This is a genomic window from Bradyrhizobium sp. GCM10028915 (assembly GCF_042666195.1).
GTDB classification, from domain to species: domain Bacteria; phylum Pseudomonadota; class Alphaproteobacteria; order Rhizobiales; family Xanthobacteraceae; genus Bradyrhizobium; species Bradyrhizobium canariense_D.
Genome location: NZ_JBHTFN010000065.1, coordinates 406,093 through 427,491, shown reverse-complemented (window position 1 = coordinate 427,491; position 21,399 = coordinate 406,093). Strand labels below are relative to the sequence as shown.

The 21,399-nt window shown below is 64.9% G+C and carries 20 protein-coding genes; 16 read left to right on the top strand and 4 right to left on the bottom strand.

The features are described from left to right. Window positions 1–10 precede the first annotated feature (10 nt). The 13 genes from ACFQX9_RS31780 to ACFQX9_RS31720 all read left to right on the top strand — a co-directional run bounded on the left by ACFQX9_RS31780 (window position 11) and on the right by ACFQX9_RS31720 (window position 14,602). A complete protein-coding gene (locus ACFQX9_RS31780) occupies window positions 11–1,669 on the top strand; it encodes an ABC transporter substrate-binding protein (protein ID WP_204513227.1) in 1,659 nt (552 codons plus the stop codon). A gap of 195 nt (window positions 1,670–1,864) precedes the next feature. Further along, complete coding sequence (locus ACFQX9_RS31775; protein WP_085349306.1) at window positions 1,865–2,818, top strand: ABC transporter permease; 954 nt, start codon at window positions 1,865–1,867, stop codon at window positions 2,816–2,818. 2 nt (window positions 2,819–2,820) lie between these two features. Further along, complete coding sequence (locus ACFQX9_RS31770) at window positions 2,821–3,723, top strand: ABC transporter permease (RefSeq protein WP_085358023.1); 903 nt, start codon at window positions 2,821–2,823, stop codon at window positions 3,721–3,723. 2 nt (window positions 3,724–3,725) lie between these two features. Beyond that, window positions 3,726–4,787 (top strand): ABC transporter ATP-binding protein, encoded by a 1,062-nt coding sequence (locus ACFQX9_RS31765; RefSeq protein ID WP_085383889.1) that lies wholly within the window; start codon window positions 3,726–3,728, stop codon window positions 4,785–4,787. After that, on the top strand, window positions 4,784–4,978 hold the full coding sequence (locus ACFQX9_RS31760) for a hypothetical protein (protein ID WP_018457593.1): 195 nt from the start codon (window positions 4,784–4,786) through the stop codon (window positions 4,976–4,978). Before ACFQX9_RS31765 ends, ACFQX9_RS31760 begins: the two co-directional genes overlap by 4 nt. Further along, window positions 4,975–6,390, top strand: coding sequence for an amidase (locus ACFQX9_RS31755; protein WP_377791498.1), 1,416 nt, complete (start codon window positions 4,975–4,977; stop codon window positions 6,388–6,390). The genes ACFQX9_RS31760 and ACFQX9_RS31755 overlap by 4 nt, the downstream gene beginning before the upstream one ends. Beyond that, window positions 6,387–7,364, top strand: coding sequence for an ABC transporter ATP-binding protein (locus tag ACFQX9_RS31750; RefSeq protein ID WP_377791497.1), 978 nt, complete (start codon window positions 6,387–6,389; stop codon window positions 7,362–7,364). Before ACFQX9_RS31755 ends, ACFQX9_RS31750 begins: the two co-directional genes overlap by 4 nt. Window positions 7,365–7,461: 97 nt before the next feature. Next, the gene (locus ACFQX9_RS31745; protein WP_007605178.1) at window positions 7,462–7,731 is read left to right on the top strand and encodes a GlsB/YeaQ/YmgE family stress response membrane protein; all 270 of its coding nucleotides are present in this window, start codon (window positions 7,462–7,464) and stop codon (window positions 7,729–7,731) included. Window positions 7,732–7,991: 260 nt separating this feature from the next. Then, complete coding sequence (locus ACFQX9_RS31740; RefSeq protein WP_377791496.1) at window positions 7,992–9,737, top strand: type I secretion system permease/ATPase; 1,746 nt, start codon at window positions 7,992–7,994, stop codon at window positions 9,735–9,737. Beyond that, window positions 9,734–11,068, top strand: coding sequence for an HlyD family type I secretion periplasmic adaptor subunit (locus ACFQX9_RS31735; RefSeq protein ID WP_085354331.1), 1,335 nt, complete (start codon window positions 9,734–9,736; stop codon window positions 11,066–11,068). Before ACFQX9_RS31740 ends, ACFQX9_RS31735 begins: the two co-directional genes overlap by 4 nt. Before the next feature lie 100 nt (window positions 11,069–11,168). Then, window positions 11,169–12,638: an AMP nucleosidase gene (locus ACFQX9_RS31730; RefSeq protein WP_204513229.1), complete on the top strand. Its 1,470-nt coding sequence runs from the start codon at window positions 11,169–11,171 to the stop codon at window positions 12,636–12,638. A 77-nt stretch (window positions 12,639–12,715) separates the two neighbouring features. After that, a complete protein-coding gene (locus tag ACFQX9_RS31725) occupies window positions 12,716–12,991 on the top strand; it encodes a DUF1488 family protein (protein ID WP_026233404.1) in 276 nt (91 codons plus the stop codon). A gap of 240 nt (window positions 12,992–13,231) precedes the next feature. Beyond that, a complete protein-coding gene (locus tag ACFQX9_RS31720; RefSeq protein ID WP_377791495.1) occupies window positions 13,232–14,602 on the top strand; it encodes a hypothetical protein in 1,371 nt (456 codons plus the stop codon). A 27-nt stretch (window positions 14,603–14,629) separates the two neighbouring features. Here the strand turns inward: ACFQX9_RS31720 and ACFQX9_RS31715 are convergent, their stop codons facing one another. Next, on the bottom strand, window positions 14,630–15,718 hold the full coding sequence (locus ACFQX9_RS31715) for a Zn-dependent alcohol dehydrogenase (protein ID WP_027515339.1): 1,089 nt from the start codon (window positions 15,716–15,718) through the stop codon (window positions 14,630–14,632). A gap of 44 nt (window positions 15,719–15,762) precedes the next feature. Continuing rightward, entirely contained in the window at window positions 15,763–17,547 is a 1,785-nt protein-coding gene (locus ACFQX9_RS31710) for an acyl-CoA dehydrogenase family protein (protein WP_377791494.1), read from the bottom strand. Window positions 17,548–17,778: 231 nt separating this feature from the next. Between ACFQX9_RS31710 and ACFQX9_RS31705 the strand changes: the two genes are divergently transcribed. Then, window positions 17,779–18,480 (top strand): SDR family NAD(P)-dependent oxidoreductase, encoded by a 702-nt coding sequence (locus tag ACFQX9_RS31705; RefSeq protein ID WP_018457582.1) that lies wholly within the window; start codon window positions 17,779–17,781, stop codon window positions 18,478–18,480. 111 nt (window positions 18,481–18,591) lie between these two features. Further along, complete coding sequence (locus ACFQX9_RS31700; protein ID WP_085349315.1) at window positions 18,592–19,422, top strand: enoyl-CoA hydratase; 831 nt, start codon at window positions 18,592–18,594, stop codon at window positions 19,420–19,422. Window positions 19,423–19,474: 52 nt separating this feature from the next. On the opposite strand, the gene ACFQX9_RS31695 is transcribed toward ACFQX9_RS31700, so the two are convergent. Then, complete coding sequence (locus ACFQX9_RS31695; protein ID WP_377791493.1) at window positions 19,475–20,098, bottom strand: GNAT family N-acetyltransferase; 624 nt, start codon at window positions 20,096–20,098, stop codon at window positions 19,475–19,477. A gap of 79 nt (window positions 20,099–20,177) precedes the next feature. Next, a complete protein-coding gene (locus tag ACFQX9_RS31690) occupies window positions 20,178–20,381 on the bottom strand; it encodes a DUF1127 domain-containing protein (protein WP_007599575.1) in 204 nt (67 codons plus the stop codon). A gap of 110 nt (window positions 20,382–20,491) precedes the next feature. On the opposite strand from ACFQX9_RS31690, the gene ACFQX9_RS31685 reads away from it, so the two are divergent. Next, the gene (locus tag ACFQX9_RS31685; RefSeq protein WP_026233402.1) at window positions 20,492–21,391 is read left to right on the top strand and encodes a transcriptional regulator GcvA; all 900 of its coding nucleotides are present in this window, start codon (window positions 20,492–20,494) and stop codon (window positions 21,389–21,391) included. Window positions 21,392–21,399: the final 8 nt, after the last annotated feature.

Here is a 21,399-nt window from a genome sequence, read left to right as displayed (position 1 = left end):
GATTGAGTCAATGTTGATCAAGAAAAACAAGACCCGCGCGGCGCTGATCGCGTTGCTGGCGCTCAGTAGCGCGGCTGCGTGGCCGCGCGCGGCCACTGCCGAAACCGTGCTGCGCATCGCCATGACGGCTGCCGATATTCCGCGCACGCTGGGCCAGCCCGATCAGGGCTTTGAAGGCAACCGCTTCACCGGCCTCACCATGTATGACGCGCTCACCGGCTGGGACCTTTCCTCGGCCGACAAGGCGAGCGTGGTGATCCCCGGCCTTGCTACCGAGTGGAAGGTCGACGATGCCGACAAGACCAAATGGACTTTCAAGCTGCGGCCGGGCGTCACCTTCCATGACGGCTCGCCGTTCAATGCGGACGCCGTGGTGTGGAATGTCGAGAAGGTGCTGAAGCAGGACGCGCCGCAATTCGACGCCAGCCAGGTCGGTGTCACGGCCTCGCGCATGCCGACGCTGGCATCAGCGAAGAAGGTCGACGACATGACGGTCGAGCTCACCACCAAGGAGCCCGACAGCTTCCTGCCGATCAACCTCACCAATCTCTTCATGGCGAGCCCGGCGAAGTGGCAGGCCTTCTACGACAAGGCGGAGGGCGCCGACGCCAAGGCCAAGTCGCAGGCCGCATGGACCGCGTTTGCCAAGGACGCCGCGGGCACCGGCCCGTGGAAGATGGCGGGCTTCACCCCGCGCGAGCGGCTGGAGCTGGTCAAGAATGCGAGCTACTGGAACAAGGACCGCGTGCCCAAGGTCGACAAGATGGTGCTGTTGCCGATGCCGGAGGCCAACGCGCGCACCGCGGCGCTGCTTTCCGGGCAGGTCGATTGGGTCGAGGCGCCGGCGCCGGACGCGTTGCCCGAGCTCAAGCAGCGCGGCTTCAAGCTCTACGCCAACGAGCAGCCGCACGTCTGGCCGTGGCAGTTCTCGCGCGTCGAGGGCTCGCCCTGGAACGACATCCGCGTGCGCAAGGCCGCGAACCTCTGCGTCGATCGCGAAGGCCTCAAGGACGGCCTGCTCGCGGGGCTGATGGTGCCTGCGACCGGCACGTTCGAGGTCGGCCATCCCTGGCGCGGCAAACCGACCTTCGAGATCAAGTACGACAAGGCTGCTGCACAGAAGCTGATGCAGGAGGCCGGATTCGGCCCGAACAAGAAGCTGACGGTGAAGACCCAGACGTCTGCGTCCGGCTCGGGCCAGATGCAGCCGTTGCCGATGAACGAATATATCCAGCAGGCGCTGGCCGAATGCTATTTCGACGTGCAGCTCGATGTCATCGAGTGGAATACGCTGTTCACCAACTGGCGCCGCGGCGCCAAGGATCCCAGTGCCAACGGCTCGAACGCGACCAACGTCACCTATGCGGCGATGGACCCGTTCTTCGCGCTGGTGCGCTTCCTGCAATCGGGCATGGCGCCGCCGGTCTCGAACAATTGGGGTTTCATCAACAATCCCAAATTCGACGAGCTGGTGAAGAAGGCGCGGCAGACCTTCGATCCCGCCGCGCGTGACGCCGCGCTCGCCGAACTGCACGCGGCCTCCGTCGATGACGCGGCCTTCCTCTATGTCGCCCACGACGTCGGTCCCCGCGCCATCAGCCCGAAGGTGACAGGCGTCGTGCAGCCAAAGAGCTGGTTCATCGACTTCTCACTGGTGTCGATGCAATAGTTCGCGCCTCATACGCAGTGCACCCTCTCCCCTTGCGGGAGAGGGTGGCTTCGCGCAAGCGAAGCCGGGTGAGGGATCTCTTTCCGCGGATGACCCTCTCTCTTTTTCGTTAACACTGCATCCGGGGTTAGAGCCCTCATCCGGCGCTTTGCGCCACCTTCTCCCACAAGGGGAGAAGGGAAGAAAAGAAACAACGTGCTCGCCTATATCGCCAGACGCATCGTCTACGTCATCCCGATCGTCATCAGCGTCGCGCTGGTGTGTTTTCTGCTCGTGCACATCACGCCGGGCGATCCGCTCGTCGCGGTGCTCCCCGCAGACGCCTCGCAGGAGCTCGCCGCGCAGCTCCGGACAGCCTATGGTTTCGACCGCCCGCTGCCGGTGCAGTTCGGGCTTTGGCTGCTCCGCGCGCTTCATGGCGATCTCGGCAATTCCATCGCCACGGGCCGTCCGGTGCTCGCCGAGGTCATGCGCGCGGTCAGCAACACGGTCACGCTGGCGATTGCGGCGGCGATCATCGGCTTCACCATGGGCATCCTGCTCGGCCTGATCGCCGGCTATTTCCGCGAGACCTGGATCGACAAGCTGGCGACCTCCTTTGCCATCGCCGGCGTTTCGGTGCCGCATTACTGGCTTGGCATGGTGCTCGTCATCATCTTCTCGGTCCAGCTGAACTGGCTGCCCGCTGTCGGCGCCGGACCCGGCGGCTCGGCCGCCTGGGCCTGGGACTGGGCGCATTTGCAATATCTCGTGCTGCCAGCGATCACGACCTCGGTGATCCCGATGGGCATCGTCACTCGCACGGTGCGCGCGCTGACCGGCGACATTCTCAGCCAGGACTTCGTCGAGGCGCTGCGTGCAAAAGGCCTGCATGAGCGCGGCGTGTTCCGCCACGTCATCAAGAACGCCGCCCCCACCGCGCTCGCGGTGATGGGACTTCAGCTCGGTTACATGCTCGGCGGCTCGATCCTGATCGAGACGGTGTTCTCCTGGCCGGGCTCGGGCTTCCTGCTCAACTCCGCGATTTTCCAGCGCGACCTGCCGCTGCTGCAGGGCACGATCCTGATCCTGGCGCTGTTCTTCGTCTTCCTCAATCTGATGGTCGACATCGCGCAAGCCGCGATCGACCCGCGCATCAAACGGGGCTAGCGATGAGCGAGCTTCCGTTGTCCGTCACCAGCGATACGGCGCTTCAGTCCGCGCCCGCGACCAAGGCGCGCGGCTATTGGGCGACCGTCGGCCGTCGTATCCGGCGTGACAAGGTCAGCATGGTCTGCGCGCTGGTGCTGCTGCTGATCTTCCTCTCCGCGATCGTTGCGCCGTGGCTCGGTCTGGAAGATCCCTACAAGGGCTCGATGATCCGCCGCCTTCGGCACATTGGCACATCCGGCTACCCGCTCGGCACCGACGAACTCGGCCGCGACATGCTGGCGCGGTTGATCTATGGCGGCCGGCTGTCGCTTCTCATCGGCATTTTGCCGGTGATCCTCGCCTTCTGCATCGGCACCTCGCTCGGCCTCGTTGCCGGCTATGTCGGCGGCAAGCTCAACACTGCGATCATGCGCACGATCGACGTGTTCTACGCGTTTCCGTCCGTGCTGCTGGCGATCGCGATCTCGGGCGCGCTGGGCGCGGGCATCCTCAATTCCATCGTGTCGTTGACCGTCGTGTTCGTGCCGCAGATCACCCGCGTCGCCGAAAGCGTCACGACGGGCGTGCGCAACATGGACTTCGTCGACGCCGCGCGCGCCTCGGGCGCGGGACCGTTCACCATCATGCGCGTTCATATCCTCGGCAATGTGCTCGGTTCGATCTTCGTCTACGCGACCAGCCTGATCTCGGTCTCGATGATCCTCGCGGCAGGCCTGTCGTTCCTCGGCCTCGGCACCAAACCGCCGGAGCCGGAATGGGGCCTGATGTTGAATACCTTGCGGACCGCGATCTATGTCAACCCCTGGGTCGCCGCGCTCCCCGGTGCAATGATCTTCGCGGTCTCGATCTGCTTCAACCTGCTCTCGGACGGCCTGCGCAGCGCCATGGACATCAGGAACTAGCCATGAGCGAAACCAACCTCTCCGTCGCAATGCTGGAGCCGATCGAAGACCTCGGCGGCGTCGCCCAGCCGCTGCTCCAGGTCAACGGCCTCACCAAGCATTTCCCGGTTCGTGGCGGCCTGTTCGCCGCAAAGCGCACCGTGCGGGCGGTCGATAATGTCTCGTTCACCGTCGCCAAGGGCGAGACCGTCGGCATCGTCGGCGAGTCCGGTTGCGGCAAGTCGACCACCGCGCGGCTGCTCATGCATCTGATGCCGCGCGACACCGGCGACATCATCTATGACGGCATGAGCGTCGGCCAGTCGCTCTCCTTGCGCGAGCTGCGCCGCGGCATGCAGATGGTGTTCCAGGATTCCTACGCTTCGCTCAACCCGCGCCTGACCATCGAGGACTCGATCGCCTTCGGCCCAAAGGTGCACGGCATGGCCGACGGCGCCGCGCGCGCGCTGGCGCGCGAGCTGCTGGGCAAAGTGGGCCTGGTTCCTGCAAACTTTGCCAACCGCTACCCGCATGAGATCTCCGGCGGCCAGCGCCAGCGCGTCAACATCGCGCGTGCGCTGGCCCTGTCGCCGCGGCTGGTGATTCTCGATGAAGCCGTCTCCGCGCTCGACAAGTCGGTCGAGGCGCAGGTGCTCAATTTGCTTGCCGATCTCAAGAGTGAGTTCGGCCTGACCTATCTCTTCATCAGTCACGACCTCAACGTCGTGCGCTATATCAGCGATCGCGTGCTGGTGATGTATCTCGGCGAGGTCGTCGAGCTCGGCCCGGTCGACCAGGTCTGGGACCAACCGGCGCATCCCTATACGCGCGCACTTCTTGCCGCGATGCCGTCCTCGGATCCGGACCGCCGCACCGAGACGCCGCCGATCACGGGCGATCCGCCCAATCCGATCGATCCACCCTCGGGCTGCCGCTTCCACACCCGTTGCCCGTTTGCGGAGCCGCTCTGCGCAAATGCGACACCAAAACTCACCGCGCTCGATAGAATGGGCCACGAGGCCGCGTGCTACATGGCGATCCCGGGTTCAGGCCATAGCCGCGCGCCGAAGGAGGAAACCGCATGAGACCGACGACAAAAGAGATCAAGGCGACGGCACAGGTCGCCGGCGTTCCCGTCGACGACGAGATCGCGACGCGCATCTCCAATTCCATCGGACCGGCCTTCGAGGGCTTTGCGGCCATTGCCGGCACGTTGCCGTTCGATCTCGAGCCCGCGCTTTATCCGATCGCGCAGACTGCCAAGGTCTCGAAATGAGCACCGAGCCCGCATTGATGACGCTCACCGAGGTCGCGCGCGCGATCGCGATGAAGCAGGTGTCCTCGCATGAGGTGACGCGTGCGCTGCTGCATCGCATCGCGCAGTGGCAGCCGCACCTCAACGCCTTCATGTCGATCGAGGCAGAGGCAGCGCTGAAGGCCGCCGATGCCGCCGACGCCGAACTCGCCAAGGGGGAAGTCCGCGGTCCGCTGCACGGTGTGCCGCTCGCGCACAAGGATATGTATTACGACGCAGGTCACGTCGCGACCTGCGGCTCGTTGATCCGCCGCGACTTCGTTCCGACCGTCACCTCCACCGCCTTGCAGCGGCTGAAGGACGCCGGCCAGGTTCGCCTCGGCACGTTGCATCTCGCCGAATTCGCCTATGGCCCGACTGGCCATAACGCCCATTACGGCCCGGTTCGCAATCCCTGGAACGTTGCGCACATCACCGGCGGCTCGTCGTCGGGCTCGGGCTCGGCGGTCGCGGCGCGACTGACCTATGCGGCGCTCGGCTCCGACACCGGCGGCTCGATCCGCGTGCCCGCGCATTTCTGCGGCGTCACGGGATTGAAGACCACCGTCGGCCGGGTCAGCCGCGCCGGCGCGATGCCGCTGTCGCAGTCGCTCGACACGGTCGGCCCGCTCGCCCGCACCGCCGAGGATTGCGCGCTGCTGCTGGCGCTGATGGCCGGCCCTGATCCCGAGGATTCGACCTGCAGTCATGAGCCGCTGTCTGACTATGTCGGCGCGACCAAGGGCTCGCTGAAGGGCCTCAAGGTCGGCGTCCCCTCGTCCTTCTATGTCGATGATCTCGACGGCGAGGTCGCGCGCGTGCTGGACGAGACCGTTGCGGTGCTCAAGCGTGAGGGCGCCGACATCGTCACGGTCGAGCTGCCCGATCAGCGGCAATTGTCCTCGGCAAGCCAGCTCGTGCTCGCAGCCGAAGCCGCCGCCTTCCACAAGCGCTGGATGATTGAGCGGCCGCAGGATTATGGTCCGCAGGTGTTGATGCGGCTCCAGAACGGCCTCGCGGTCCCCGCCATCACCTATCTCGAGGCGATGCGCTGGCGCGGACCTGCGCTCGCCGCGCACAACGCTGCCACATCGGGCGTCGACGCGATGATCGCGCCGGCGTCCCCCGTGCCGGCGCCAACGATCGAGGAGAGCGACGTTGGCGGCGGGCCGAATGCGCCGGCGCTGTTGCAGCGGCTGACGCTGTTCACCCGTCCGGTGAATTACCTCGGCCTGCCGTCGCTCACGGTGCCCTCGGGCTTCACCAAAAGCGGTCTTCCGATCGGCATGCAGCTGATCGGCCGCTCGTTCGATGAAGCGACCTTGCTCACCATCGGCGCCGCGTTCCAGCGCGCCACCGACTACCACGAAAGGCTGCCGAAACTTCCGTCATGACAAAGCTCGTCGAGATCTCAGGCCTTAACATCCGCTTCACCGGGGAGCGCACGGTCTATGCCGTGAACGATCTCAGTCTCTCGCTCGGCGACGGCGAGGTGCTGGGCCTGCTCGGAGAGTCCGGCTCGGGCAAGAGCGTGACCTTGCGCGCGCTGATGCGCCTGTTGCCGAAGAAGCGCACGCAGATCACGGGCAAGGTCAACGTCATGGGCCGCGACGTGCTCGCCATGAACGACGAGCAGCTGTCGTCGTTCCGCGGCCAAACCGTGTCGATGATCTTTCAGGAGCCGGCGCTGGCGCTCGATCCGGTCTACACCATCGGCGCGCAGATCGCCGAAAGCGTGGTGCGTCACGAAGGCAAGTCGTATGCGGAGGGCAGGGCGCGCGCACTCGAAATGCTCGAGGTCGTGCGCATTCCTTCCGCAAAACGGCGGCTCGATGCCTATCCGCATGAGATGTCCGGCGGCATGCGTCAGCGCGCGATGATCGCGCTGGCGCTCGCGTGTCGTCCCAAGATATTGCTCGCGGACGAGCCGACCACGGCGCTCGATGCCACCGTGCAGATCCAGATCCTGCTGCTGTTGCGCGAGCTGCAGCGCGAGTTCGGCATGTCCGTCATCTTCGTCACCCATGACATCGGGGTCGCCATCGAGATCTGCGACCGGGTCGCGGTGATGTATGCCGGCCAGATCGTGGAGCAGGGCACGCTTCGCGACATCGTCCGCTCGCCGGTGCATCCCTACGCCAGGGGCCTGCTCGCCTCGACCGTCCACGGGGCCAAGCGGGGACAGCGGCTCGAGACCATCCCCGGCACCCCGCCGTCGCTGGGCGAGCGGCCGCACAACTGCTCCTTTGCGCCCCGCTGCGCCGCTGCCCAGCCGCGCTGCCTGGAGCAATTGCCTGGGAATGTGGAGGTCGGGCCGGGCCGGGCAGCACGGTGCGTGCTGGCGGAGCCGGTCACCGTGCTGTCATGATATTTGGACCGCCAGCGGGGAACGGGGGAACAGCATTCAGACCTCGTTCATCCCGGTTCCGCTTCCATGGAACCGTTCACGGAGAGGGACCTCATTTATGTACATTTCGAATGAAGGCTTGCTTGTCATCCTGTTCGTCGGCCTCGTCGCTGGTTGGCTGGCCGGCAAGGTGGTGCGCGGAACCGGGTTCGGCATCATCGGCGATATCGTGGTCGGCATCGCCGGCGCGCTGGTGGCAAGCTTCCTGTTTCCGAAGCTCGGCATTCACATCGGCACCGGGCTGATATCGGAGATCATCTATTCCGCCATCGGCGCGGTCATCCTGCTGCTGGTGGTGCGGCTGGTCCGCGGCGGCGGCCGGTTCTAATGGCGCCCGGGTTCAATTGATCGAACTTTTGACCTCTCCCCGCCCGGGGAGAGGTGACATGTCTGCAAGAAAAAGCCGCAAGATCGTGAGATTCCGGACTTGCGTGCAAGGTCGGTCGGGGGTGATGTGGGCCATAGGGGTCCCGGGTGTTCGACTGCGTTGAGCGATGAGCGCAAACGCGATGTTAATCCGGGTCAATTACTCCTGAATTTGCCTTTGAAATCAGGGACTTTGGCCCCTACCCGAAAGAGATCAGACTGATGGCAGCCGTTCCCGGCGTCCGCCGCTCAGAGCTCGGTGATGCGCTGCGCGCCTGTCGCACGGCGTTTGTCGGCGTCGGCTTGATGAGCTGCATGATCAACCTGCTCTATCTGACCGGGTCGATCTTCATGCTGGAGGTCTACGACCGGGTGCTGCCGAGCCGCAGTATTCCGACCCTGGTCGGCCTGATCGTCCTCGCCGGTTTCCTCTACATGGCGCAGGGCGTGCTGGACATGATCCGCAACCGGATCTTGGGCCGGGTCGGTACCGCCCTGGACGAAGCCTTGAACAAGCGGGTGTTCGACACCATCGTGCGCCTGCCGCTGCTGGTTGGCAGCCGCAACGAGGGGCTTCAGCCGCTGCGGGATCTCGACAATGTCCGTTCCTTCCTCGGCGGCATGGGACCGAGCGCGTTCTTCGACCTGCCCTGGCTGCCGCTCTATCTCGCCATCTGCTTCGCCTTCCACGTCATGATCGGCGTCACCGCGCTGGTCGGAGCCGTCATCCTGGTCGGGTTGACGCTGGTCACCGAGTTCATGTCCCGCCAGCCGGCGCGCGAGGCGATGGGGCTCGCCGCCCAGCGCAACGATCTCGCCCAGGCCAGCCGCCGCAATGCCGAAGTCATGGTGTCGATGGGCATGGCCGGCCGGATGAACGCGCGCTGGAGCGAGGCCAACGAAAAATATCTCGACGGCAACCAGCGTGCGAGCGACGTCGCCGGCGGTCTCGGCGCGGTCGCAAAAGTGCTGCGCATGATGCTGCAATCGGCCGTGCTCGCGGTCGGCGCCTATCTCGTCATCCACCAGGAGGCGACCGCCGGCATCATCATCGCCGGCTCGATCCTCTCGGCACGCGCGCTCGCGCCGGTCGACCTCGCGATCGCGCACTGGAAATCCTTTGTCGCGGCACGCCAGAGCTGGCATCGTCTGACCCGCCTTCTCGAGCAGATGCCGGCGCAGACGATGCCGACCCAGTTGCAGGCGCCCACCAGCCGCCTCTCGGTCGAAGGTATCGCCATGGTGCCGCCGGGCGACCAGCGCCTCATCGTGCAAGACATCACCTTTGCGCTCGAAGCCGGCAATGGCCTCGGCGTGATCGGACCGAGCGGCTCCGGCAAGTCGTCGCTGATCCGCGCGCTGGTCGGCGTCTGGCAGCCGGTCCGCGGCAAGGTGCGGCTCGACGGCGCGGCGCTCGACCAGTGGTCGTCGGACATGCTTGGCCGCCACATCGGCTATCTGCCGCAGGACGTCGAATTGTTCGGCGGCACCATCGCGCAGAACATCAGCCGCTTCGATCCCGAGGCCACGTCTGACGGCATCATCGCCGCCGCCAAGGAAGCCGGCGTGCACGAGATGATCATCAAGATGCGCGAGGGCTACAACACCCAGGTCGGCGAGCAGGGCACGGCGCTCTCCGCGGGCCAGGCGCAGCGCGTGGCGCTGGCGCGCGCGCTCTATGGCAACCCCTTCCTGATCGTGCTCGACGAGCCCAATTCCAATCTCGATACCGAAGGCGACGAGGCGCTGACCCGCGCCATCCGCGCGACGCGCGAGCGCGGCGCCATCGTCATCGTAGTGGCGCACCGTCCGATCGGCGTGGAAGCGGTTGACCAGATCCTGGTGCTGCGCGACGGCCGCATGCAGGCCTTCGGGCCGAAGGAACAGGTGCTCGCCCAGGTGCTCCAGCCGCGCGTGACGCCGCCGGCGCCGATCAAGATCGTCAGCGAAGGCGGAGCCAAGGCATGAGCACGATGGCGCTCGGCGGCGCGAAGCCTGCCGCGAAGAGGACCGTACGGCAGTCGATCCGGTTTCACCTGATGCTCGGGCTTGGGATCGTGCTGGTCCTCCTGGTCGGCCTCGGCGGCTGGGCTTCGACGGTGCAGATTTCGGGCGCGCTGATCGCGCCGGGTCAGATCGTCGTCGAGTCCAATGTCAAAAAGGTGCAGCATCCGACCGGCGGCGTGGTCGGCGAGGTGCGTGCGCGCGATGGCGACGTGGTCAAGGCCGGCGACATCGTGGTGCGGCTCGACGACACCGTCACCAAGGCGAATCTCGCCATCGTCACCAAGAATCTCGACGCGGCGCAGGCGCGTGCGGCGCGGCTCCAGGCCGAGCAGCGCGGAATCGACAGGATCGACTACCCGCAAGCGTTGCTCGATCGCGGCAACGATCCCGACGTCAAGGCGCTGCTCTCCGCCGAAACCAAGCTGTTCGACGTCCGCGTCAACGGACGCGCCGGCCAGAAGGCGCAGCTGCGCGAGCGCATCCAGCAGCTCAATGAAGAGATCGAGGGCCTCTCCGCGCAGGAGCGAGCCAAGGACAGGGAAATCTCGCTGGTGCAGCAGGAGCTCGTGGGGGTCCGCGATCTCTATGACAAGCACCTGGTGCAGATCTCCCGTCTGACCACGCTCGAACGCGACAGCGCCCGCCTCAACGGCGAGCGCGCGCAATACATCGCCTCGCGGGCGCAGGCCAAGGGCAAGATCACCGAGACCGAGCTCCAGATCATCCAGGTCGACAAAGACATGGTCAGCGAGGTCTCCAAGGATCTGCGCGAGACCAACGACAAGATCGGCGAAATGATCGAGCGCAAGGTCGCCGCCGAGGACCAGCTTCGCCGCGTCGACATTCGCGCGCCGCAGGACGGCATGGTGCTGCAATCGACCGTGCATACCGTTGGTGGCGTCATCACCGCCGGCGACGCCCTCATGCTGATCGTGCCGCAGGCCGACGATCTCCAGGTCGAAGCCAAGGTCAATCCGGTCGATATCGACAAGCTCCAGATCGGCCAGAAGACGCTGCTGCGCCTGTCCGCCTTCAACCAGCGCACCACGCCGGAGCTCAACGGCGTCGTCAGCCGCGTCTCGCCCGACGTCACCACCGATCAGCGCACCGGCCAGAGCTACTACACCATCCGCGTCTCGCTGTCCGCGGAGGAGGTCGCCAAGCTCGGGGACTCCAGGCTGATCCCCGGCATGCCCGCGGAAGCGTTCGTCCAGACCGGTGATCGCACCATGCTGTCCTACCTGATGAAGCCGCTGCACGACCAGTTCATGCGGGCGTTCCGGGAGAAGTGACGCGCGAAAGCGCGTCATCCTATCCGTCATTGCGAGCGATGACGGCGAGGCGTCATTCTTGCTATAGTTCGATTCAGCCCCAGCAACCCGGCGTCGAACAATGCAATCTCCACCTACCATCGCCACCGAATCCTATTCCGACGCTGGCCTCGCCGTCGCCCGCCTCGAAGAGATCTACGAGCGCAACACGAAGTTCCTGCGTGACCGGTTCGAAGCTTACGTCAACGGCGAGTTAATCACGACGCGGGTGCGAGCCTTCTACCCCTTCGTCCGTATCACCACTGCGACGCATGCGCGGCTGGATTCGCGGCTCGCCTACGGCTTCGTCGCGCGGCCCGGTGTGCACGAGACCAGCGTCACGCGGCCGGATCTGTTCCGGACCTATCTCACAGAGCAGATCGGACTGTTGATCCAGAACCACGGCGTCCCGGTCGAAATCGGCGAGTCCAGCGAACCGATCCCCGTTCACTTCGCCTATCGCCGCGACATCAACATCGAGGCCGCCATCACCACCAGCGAGAATTCGCCGGTGACGCGGTCGCTGCGCGATGCGTTCGACGTGCCTGATCTGGCCACCATGGACGATGCCATCGCCGACGGCACTTTCGAACTTCAGCCCGGCGCGCCCGAACCGCTGTCCCTGTTTCGGGCAGCCCGCGTCGACTACTCGCTGCGCCGGCTCTACCACTACACGGGTACGGATCCAGAGTATTTCCAGAACTTCGTGATCTTCACCAACTACCAGTTCTATGTCGACGCCTTCGCGCAGCTTTGCCAGCAGCGGCTTCAGGCTGGCGAGGCGGGCCTCGATGCCTTCGTCGCTCCAGGCAATGTGATCACGCGCAGCGGCGGCGCGACGACGGGCGTTGCGCCCGCGCGCACGCCGCAGATGCCTGCCTTCCACCTGGCCGCGCCCGGCTATCGTGGTATCACCCTGATCAACATCGGCACCGGTCCGTCGAACGCGCGCAACGTCACCGACCATGTTGCCGTGCTGCGGCCCCATGCCTGGCTGATGCTCGGCCATTGCGCGGGCCTGCGCAACACGCAGCGGCTCGGCGACTACGTGCTCGCCCATGGCTATGTGCGCGAGGACCATGTGCTCGATCGTGAGTTGCCGCTTTGGGTGCCGATCCCGGCGCTCGCGGAGATGCAGGTGGCGCTCGAGGAGGCGGTCGAGGACGTCACCGGGCTCGAAGGATTCGAGCTCAAGCGCCTGATGCGCACCGGCACCGTCGCGAGCGTCGACAACCGCAATTGGGAGATCAGCGGGCCCGATGTCATTCGCCGCTTGTCGCAATCGCGCGCGGTTGCGCTCGACATGGAATCGGCCGCGATTGCCGCCAACGGCTACCGCTTTCGCGTCCCTTACGGCACGCTGCTGTGCGTCTCCGACAAGCCTCTCCACGGCGAGATCAAGCTCGCAGGCATGGCCAGCGAATTCTACCGTCGCCGCGTCGGCCAGCATCTCGAGATCGGCTTAAAGGCGCTGGAACGGCTCAAGCAGCAGGAATCCGAGCGACTGCATTCCCGCAAGCTCCGCAGTTTCGCCGAAGTTGCATTTCAGTAGGCCATGGATTGCCTTTGCTGCTGACAAGCAGCGGGATTTTCGGCATTTTCGGCGCGGGGGTCGACCGGGACGAATTGATGCCACTCATGCGCGACAGGATCATTGGCCATGATCTCGAACGGCTCGCCTTTCGCTTCACCATGCTGAACGACGGCGAGGTCGTGCAGTGCCAGATCAGCGACGCCGCCATGGACGAGCTTGCGGGCATGCAAGGCACCGAAAGCAGCGCGCGGCAGGCCCAGTTCCTGTCGCTGCGCGAGACCATCGAGCGGCTCGCCTCAGACCTCTACGACGAGGCGCCGCGGGTCAGGGGCCATGTGGTGCGGATCTTCACGCGACATTTGCAGCGATAGTGCCGCTCCAGCCTCCGCCGTCATGCTCCAGGACAGTTCATCAGTTGGTCAAGATTTGGTCTTGCCGGGCTTACCTTCCCGCCGGCAGCCATTTCGACGAGCGTCAATTCCTCTAAAGCATTCGCTAACCAAGCAACCGTTTCGCGGCAATCTTAAGACCTGCGAAACCAGACGTTATCCAGCTATGAATTGATGGCCCGTAGAGGTTGGGTCACGAAATGGAGCCTCACGAGTGATCGCGTGACAAAAGACATTGTTGGAATCGACGCGATCCGCGGGCCCGGTCATGACGTCAATCCGAACAAGACGCAGCCAGAGAGTTGGCGGCTTGCAATCGCCGTCGCGATCGGATGTGGACTTGTCGGCCTTGCGCTCCGCTACGTTGCCCGGGAACACGCGACCGATGACGCCATTCAGCATCTGATCCCCTGGTATGTCTTTGCTCGCGATCACGGAGTCGCCGGGCTGGCCGAAGCCTTTACCAACTACACGCCGTTCTACAGCTACCTCCTGCTGATTGCCGCCCGATTTGATTGGCTAGGCGAGCCACTTTCCCTCGTGAAAGCGATCTCGGCAGTATTCGAGTTGGGCTGCGCGATCACTGTGGCCCAGATCGTCTGGCGAGCGACAAAGCTGCCGTTGCGAGCTTCCCTGGCCTTCTGCGCTGTCTGGCTTGCACCGACGGTGATCTTCAACGGCGCGGTGTGGGCGGAGAGTGATTCGATCTGGACGTACTTCACGCTGGTTTCCATCGCGCTGTTCATGCGGGACCGAAGTGGCGTTGCGTCATTTGCGATGGCATTTTCGGTGAAGGCTCAGGGCGTGTTCCTGGGACCCTTCGTGCTCGGCATGATTCTGCGCCGCAGGATCCACCCGGCATGGCTCGCCACCGTTCCCGGGATCTATGTGGTTCTCGCCATTCCGGTTCTGGTCGCCGGTAGATCTTTGGCCTCCGTGTTCGCGGTCTATCTGGACCAAGCTCACACCTTCAATCGCCTCACCATGAACGCAGCGAACATCTGGGTGCTGGCTGGCGGACTGCCGTACGCGATCGGAGTCGCCGTCGGCATGGTGCTCGCGGCCGCGAGCGGGCTCGCCTTGTCGATCTTCATCGCGCGCTCTCGACGGGCGGGGCCGGAGTTTATTCTGCTCGTCGCCTGTGTATCGCTCATGCTCATGCCGTATCTGCTCCCGAAGATGCACGAGCGGTACTTCTACGCGTTCGAGCTTGCGTCGATCGCGCTGGCCTGCCTCAATCCGCGCTATGTGCCCTTCGCGGTGATTGCTCAGGTCGACGGCGTGTTATCCTATCTCGCGTTCGAAAACGGAATCGTCCTGGGCGTGCTGCCGGCGGCACTCTGCAACAGCCTTCTCGTGTACTACCTCGTGCATGATCTTTGGCGCGGCGAACGTGGATTTCGCTTTCCGAAGCTTGCTTGGCTCGGCTTCATCGCGTCGACCGCGGGATTGTTCTCCTATCTGGTCATCGAAGGGCCCGGTTTGAACATATCGCCCCTGTACCTGCTCGCCACGGGTCTCGTGACAGCTGCGGCGCTGCTGCTCCTGAAAGAGTCGCGTGGCGACTTGGCCGGCCCGGACCAGTTGCCTTAATCCTGGGCGACCCGCGTCATCGAGCCATCAGCTGTCAAACATGATCACGCTGCGCAGCGTCTTGCCGGCCTTCATGTTGGCAAACCCTTCGTTGATCTCGGAGAGCTTCAGCTTGGCCGAGATCCAGTCTTCCAGATGCAGCCGGCCGCGCAGGTAGAAATCCACCAGCCGCGGCATGTCGACGCGAAAATGGTTCGAGCCCATCGATGAGCCCTGGATCCTGCGCTCGCGCAGGAAGTCGAAGCCGTGCAGCTCGATCTTCTGGCCGAACGGAATCATGCCGACGATGGTGGCCGTGCCGCCCGAGGCGAGCATGCCGAAGGCCTGCTCCGCGGTCTCCTTGCGGCCGAGCACCTCGAAGGAATGATGCACGCCGCCATTGGTGAGATCGCGCACCTGCTTCACGACGTCGCCGTCTGCCGGATTAATGATGTCGGTGGCGCCCAGCTTGGTCGCGAGCTGGAGCTTGGCCGGGTTGGTGTCGATGGCAATGATGCGGCCGGCGCCCGCGATCTGCGCGCCGTTGATCGCGGCCATGCCGACACCGCCGCAGCCGATCACGGCCACGGTCTCGCCGGCCGTCACCTTCGCCGTGTTCACGACCGCGCCGTAGCCGGTGATGACGCCGCAGCCGATCAGCGCGGCCAGATCGAGCGGCATCTCCTTGCGGATTTTGACGATCGCGTTCTCGTGCACCAGCATCTGCTCGGCGAAGGACGAGAGGTTGAGGAACTGATGCAGCTTCTCGGAGCGAGCCCATTGCATCCGATTGGACACCCCCGGCAGCAATTTCACCGTGGTGTCGGTGCAGAGCACCGTGCGGCCCGTGGTGCAGTTGTCGCAGGTGCCGCAGAATACCGAAAGACAGGTGACGACATGATCACCGGGCTTCACATAGGTGACGTCGGAGCCGACCTGCTCGACGACACCGGCCGACTCGTGCCCGAGCACCGCGGGCAGCGGATGCGGATAAAGGCCTTCCATGAAGTGCAGATCGGAGTGGCAGAGACCTGCGACCGAGGTCCGGATCAGGACCTCGCGCGGGCCGGGCTTCGGCAGGCTGACATCCTCGATGACTAGGGGCTTGTTGACTTCATGGAGGACGGCCGCCTTCATCGAGCACTCCCTATCGCTTTTTTTGCTTCGAACGTGGGTGCAGCCTACGCTGCCAGGACCAGTTCGCCAACCTCGCTCATGCTGCCTGCACGATCGCCGAGCAGCAGCGCCGCGATCTTCTGCTGCACGGCATTTTCCGTCAGCCGGAACGGATCGCTCGGCGACACCCGGTGATCGATCACCAGCCGCGACAACAACAGCCTGCGCGCATCGCCCCGCATGTCGTGAATACGATGCGCCTCCCAGGCGAGCGCGACGGCACCGGCGACATGATAGAGCAGGCTGGTGGCGCGGCGCGCATCGGCCTCATTGTCGGCCTTTCCCGCGACCTCGCGTGCGAAGCCCACCGCACGATCGGTGAGCGTGTGCAGCCGGTCGCGCCAGGCCTGCGGCACCGAGGGGCTGTCATCGAGGCGAGCATGCAGATCGGCGGCCAGCGCGGATTCGGCGCCGTGGCGGCCGACCGCACGCCTCAGCGCATCGATCGCGACGATGTTGCCGGTGCCTTCCCAGACCGAACCGAGATGCGCGTCGCGGAGCAGGCGGGCGGTCGCGAATTCCTCGATATAGCCGATGCCGCCGCGCATCTCGAGCGCATCGCCACAGACCTTTCGCGCATCGCGGGTGGCGCGGAATTTCAAGGTCGGCGTCAGGATGCGCAGCAGTGCGGCCGCATCCTGGCTGCCGGCCTCGGCGCGGTCGAGCGCGTCCGCAGTGAGAAAGCTCATCGACAACGCCTGCTCGACCGGCAGCATGATCTTCAGCATCTGGCGCCGACCTAGCGGCAGGTCGATGATGCGGTTGCCGAACACCACGCGGTTTTTCGCCACCGTCATCGCGTCATGGTAGGCCCGCCGCATCAGCGCGGTGGATTTGACGCCATTTGAGAGCCGCGACGAGTTCACCATCTCGGCCATCTGCACGAAGCCGCGGTCGAGCTTGCCGACCGCGTAGGCGATCGCGCCTTCGAGCTTGATTTCACCCGAGGCCATCGAGCGCGTGCCGAGCTTGTCCTTCAGACGCACGATCCGGTAGTGGTTCTGCGAGCCGTCGTCGAGGAAGCGCGGCATCAGAAACAGGCCGACTCCGCGCGTGCCGGGGCCGGCACCTTCGGGGCGCGCCAGCAGCATCACGATCTTTGCGTCGGCGTTCGAGCAGAACCATTTTTCGCCGGTGAGGCGCCAATGGTCGCCTTCCTGCACGGCCGTCGTGGTCAGCGTGCCGACATCGGAGCCGCCTTCCTTCTCGGTCATGAACTGGCCGCCCTGGGTCAGCTTGCTCATGTCGGTCTGGGTTAGTCCGTCGAGATATTTCGCCTTCAGCGCCTCGCTGCCGAAATTCGCGAGCAGCTTGGCGCAGCCGTCGGTGACGTTGATCGGGCAACCCATGCCGAATTCGGTCTGGTTGAACAGGAAGGTGAAGGCGTGCTTGGCGACGACAGGATATTTGTCCGGCCAGCCCATGATGCCCTTGCGGATCGAGAGCGCGTGGATGCCGAACTCGCCGAAGGCGGCCTTCTCCAGCTCGCGATAGGCCGGGTGGTATTCGATCCACTGCACGTCGCGACCGAACTTGTCGCGCTGGTGCAGCACCGGTGTGTGCCGGTCGGCGAGCCGCGCGCATTCATCGAGCACGCCGCCGGCGAGTTCGCCCAGCCGATCGAGATGCGGCTCGATGTGGCGGAATAGCGTCTCCGGTAGATGAATGCGCAGGAGATCGGTGAGTGCCTGATCGGCGCGGTAGAAATTCATGCCGGTGGTATCGGGAGCCAGCAGTCCGGATGATGCGGCCGCGACCTGTTTTGGCTGCGCGGGGGCCGGCTGTCGCATGATCGTCCTCTTCGTTTCCGCCTTGCGGTCATTTTGCGCTGATTTGGCGCTTGCCGCTTGGGATGATGTCGATCATGCTCCAGTCGCGAAAGCGGATAAAGCCGCAAATTGTCAGGGAGGCATGATCGCCGTGAGGGCGCAATTCGCTCTGCGGAATTGTGATCGTCCCGGCTGGTTGTCCGCGCGGACCGTGCATAGATCAGCGGCTTCCCGTCTTCGAGAGATCACGCCATGGAACACCCGAAATACAAGATCGCCCTCATCGTCGGCGCCGGCGAAGGCCTGAGCGCCTCGCTGGCGCGGTTGTTGTCCGCCCAGGGCATCCGCGTCGCGCTGGCCGCGCGAAAAATCGAGAAGCTCGGCGCGCTCTGCAGCGAGACCGGCGCCAAGGCCTATGCCTGCAACGCCACCGAGCCTGATGCGGTCGAACGCCTGTTTGGCCTGGTCGAACGCGAGATCGGCATGCCCGACGTGGTCGTCTACAACGCCAGCGGCCGCGCGCGCGGGCCGTTCGTCGATCTCGTTCCGGCCGACGTGGCGAACGCCATTGCGGTCAGTGCCTATGGCGGCTTCCTGGTGGCGCAGCAAGCGGCCAGGCGCATGCTGCCGAACCAGCACGGCGCGATCCTGTTCACCGGCGCTTCGGCAAGCGTCAAGGGCTATGCGCAGTCCGCGCCGTTCGCGATGGGCAAGTTCGCACTGCGCGGGCTCGCGCAGAGCATGGCGCGCGAATTGTCGCCGCAAGGCATCCATGTCGCCCATTTCGTGATCGATGGCGGCATCAGGAGCGCAGCGCGCACGGAAGCGCCGGAGAAGCCGGATTCAATGCTCGATCCCGATGCCATCGCGGAGAGCTACTGGAACGTGTTGCAGCAGCCGCGCAGCGCCTGGAGCTGGGAGCTGGAGCTGCGGCCCTGGGTGGAGAAGTTTTGAGGCAAGCTGCCGTAGGGTGGGCAAAGGCGCATAGCGCCGTGCCCACTATCAACGACGAAACAGCAATTGGTGGGCACGCTTCGCTTTGCCCATCCTACAAGGGCGGGAATCATGTCCACGGAAACCACCATCGATACCGGCACCAGTGAACTCCTCTGCGTGATCCGCGATCGCGTCGCATTGATCACGCTGAACCGGCCCGAGGCGCGCAACTCGCTGTCGGACGCGCTGACCCCGGCGCTGCGTACGATGATCCGCTCCTGCGGCGAGAACCCCGATGTCGGCGCGCTGCTGATCACCGGCGCCGGCGAAGCGTTCTGCGCCGGCGGCAACGTCAAGGGCATGGGCGCGCATCGCGACCCGAAGAAGCTGGAGATGTCCTTTGACGACAAGGTCGCCGATCTCCAGGAGCGGCAGCGCCTGCTCACCGGCGCGCTGGTGTCGGTGCGCAAGCCGACCATCGCGGCGCTGCCGGGGCCGGCGGTCGGCGCGGGGCTCGCCATCGCCATGGCCTGCGATATCCGCATTGCCGCGCAATCGGCCTTCGTGGCCACCGGCTATGCGCGCATCGCGCTGTCCGGCGACTATGGCATCGCGTGGCTGTTGACGCGCCTCGTCGGCACCGCGCGGGCGCGCGAGCTGCTGTTCACCGGCGATCGGGTCGATGCTGCCAGGTGCGAGGCCATCGGCCTCGTCAACCGCGTGGTGCCCGATGACAAATTGCAGGCGGAGGCCTTTGCACTGGCAAAATCCCTCGCTGAAGGTCCGCGCCTCGCGTTGCGCTACATGAAGGACAATCTCGACGAGGCCCTGCTGTTCGACTTCGAGACCGCGCGCGACCACGAGGCCGAACGTCTGGTTCGCCTGACCACGACCGCCGATCACAAGGAAGCGGTGCAGGCCTTCATCGAGAAACGCAAGGCGGTGTTCACGGGGAAGTAGCGGCGAAAAAAATGCCCGGCTCTGGTTTTCGCCAGGCCGGGCTCGAGTGGTGTCAGGCCGAGGCTGAGGGGCTATCGGCCCGACGGGAAAGAGCGACGAGGCGCCAGCTCGCGCAGGGAATGTCTTTCGGTGCGACGGAGATCTCCTTGTCGAAGCGCACTAGCTTCCAGTCGTCCGGATGGTTGACGAAGGCGAAGTCCGATTTACGCGCGACCGAGATCATGGCGGCGTTGGAGCGCAGCGTGTCGCCGAACATGTGGTCGGCGCCGAGCGCGGCCGCGCGGCATTCAAGATTCTTCATCAGCACGGTGGCGATGCCGTGGCCCTGCCAGGGGTCGGCAACCGACAGACCGAATTCAAGCGTCGCGGTTTCGGCATGCAGCGCATAGCGCGCTTCGGCGACGATGGTCTCGAAGCCGTCGACCATCATGGTCGCCACCACGGTAAAACGTTCGCGCTCGCCGATTTGAAGGAATTCGTGCAGCAGGCCCTGCGGCAGTTCGCTGATCGCGCCGAAGAAGCGGTTGTATCGGGACCGCGTCGAGAGCGAGCGAAAATAGTGCTGGAGCTCCTCGGTGTCGCGCGGCTCGACGAAACGAACGCGCAGCGCCTCGCCGTGTCGCGTGCGCAGCGTGTCCGAATATTGCTTCAGATCTTCCAGGCGAAGGGTGCTCATGATACGCGCCCCCAAGGGGACCAAAGGGGAAAGGGACCGCCGGCGCCCCACAGTCAGGCGGCGCCGGCCTGGCGGCCAATCAGGCCCGCCAGAAGGGTTTGTCGGCCTCGTAGGCGACATCGCTCCAGGACAGTCCGACGTCCTGAAGGTCGCGCGCGGACCAGTTGGTGAGCTCACGCCGGGTCCGGTAACGCTCGTGCCAGACGTGAAGGGTCTCGCCGATCTGGTGGATCAGCCCTGGTGCATGATGATTTGTCATCGAATTCTGGGTCAAAGTAGACATTGTCAGCTCCTGGAGCTAAGTTGACCGCTAATATCTGCTTGCGGGTGCGTTGCGACAAACGACAATTTGTACTCTTTCGCATGAAATAACGTCATGTATCCTGCTGCCAGATGACTGCCAGATTGCCCTCCCTGAATGGATTGCGGGCCTTTGAGGCCGCCGCGCGCCATCTCAGCTTCACGCTGGCGGCGTCCGAGCTGAACGTGACCCAGACCGCGATCAGCCATCAGATCCGCAGGCTCGAGGAGGAGCTCGGCATCCGCCTGTTCGTCCGGCAGAACCGCGCGCTGGCGCTGACGGCCGAGGCGCGCGACTATCTGCCGGGCGTCCGCGCCGCCTTCAACGACCTCCGGCTTGCCACCGATCGGCTGCTGCGCAAGGACGATGACAAGGTGCTGACGGTCTCGACGCTGGCTTCGCTCGCCGCAAAATGGCTGCTGCCGCGGCTGACCGATTTCCAGGAGCACCATCCCGGCATCGACGTCCGTATCACGACCTCCACCAGCCTCGTCGACTTCCAGCGCGACAATGTCGATGCCGCGATCCGCTACGGGCGCGGCCAGTGGCCGGGCTTGCGCGCCGACTGGCTGATGGCGGACGAGCTGTTTCCGGTCTGCAGCCCGTCTCTGCTGCGTGGCGACAAGCCGTTGCGCTGTCCCGAGGACCTCAAGAGCCACATGCTGCTGCACACCTCCAACGCCAACAGCGACGACTGGCGGCTGTGGTTGACGGCGGCGGGTCTGCCGGCCGACATCGCCAGGCAGCCCGGCATCACCTTCGACATGATCTTCATGACCATCCAGGCCGCGATCGACGGCATCGGCGTGGCGATGGGGCGGACCTCCTATGTCCAGGACGACATCGCCAAGGGGCGACTAGTGGTCCCCTTCAAGATCGCGCTGCCGGCCGATGCCGGCTTCTACCTGGTCGCGCCGGAGGGGCGCCGCGAAGCGCCGAAGCTCGCCGCATTCCGTGAGTGGATGATCGCGGCAACGCGGAATAAGGCCTGAAATCGTGC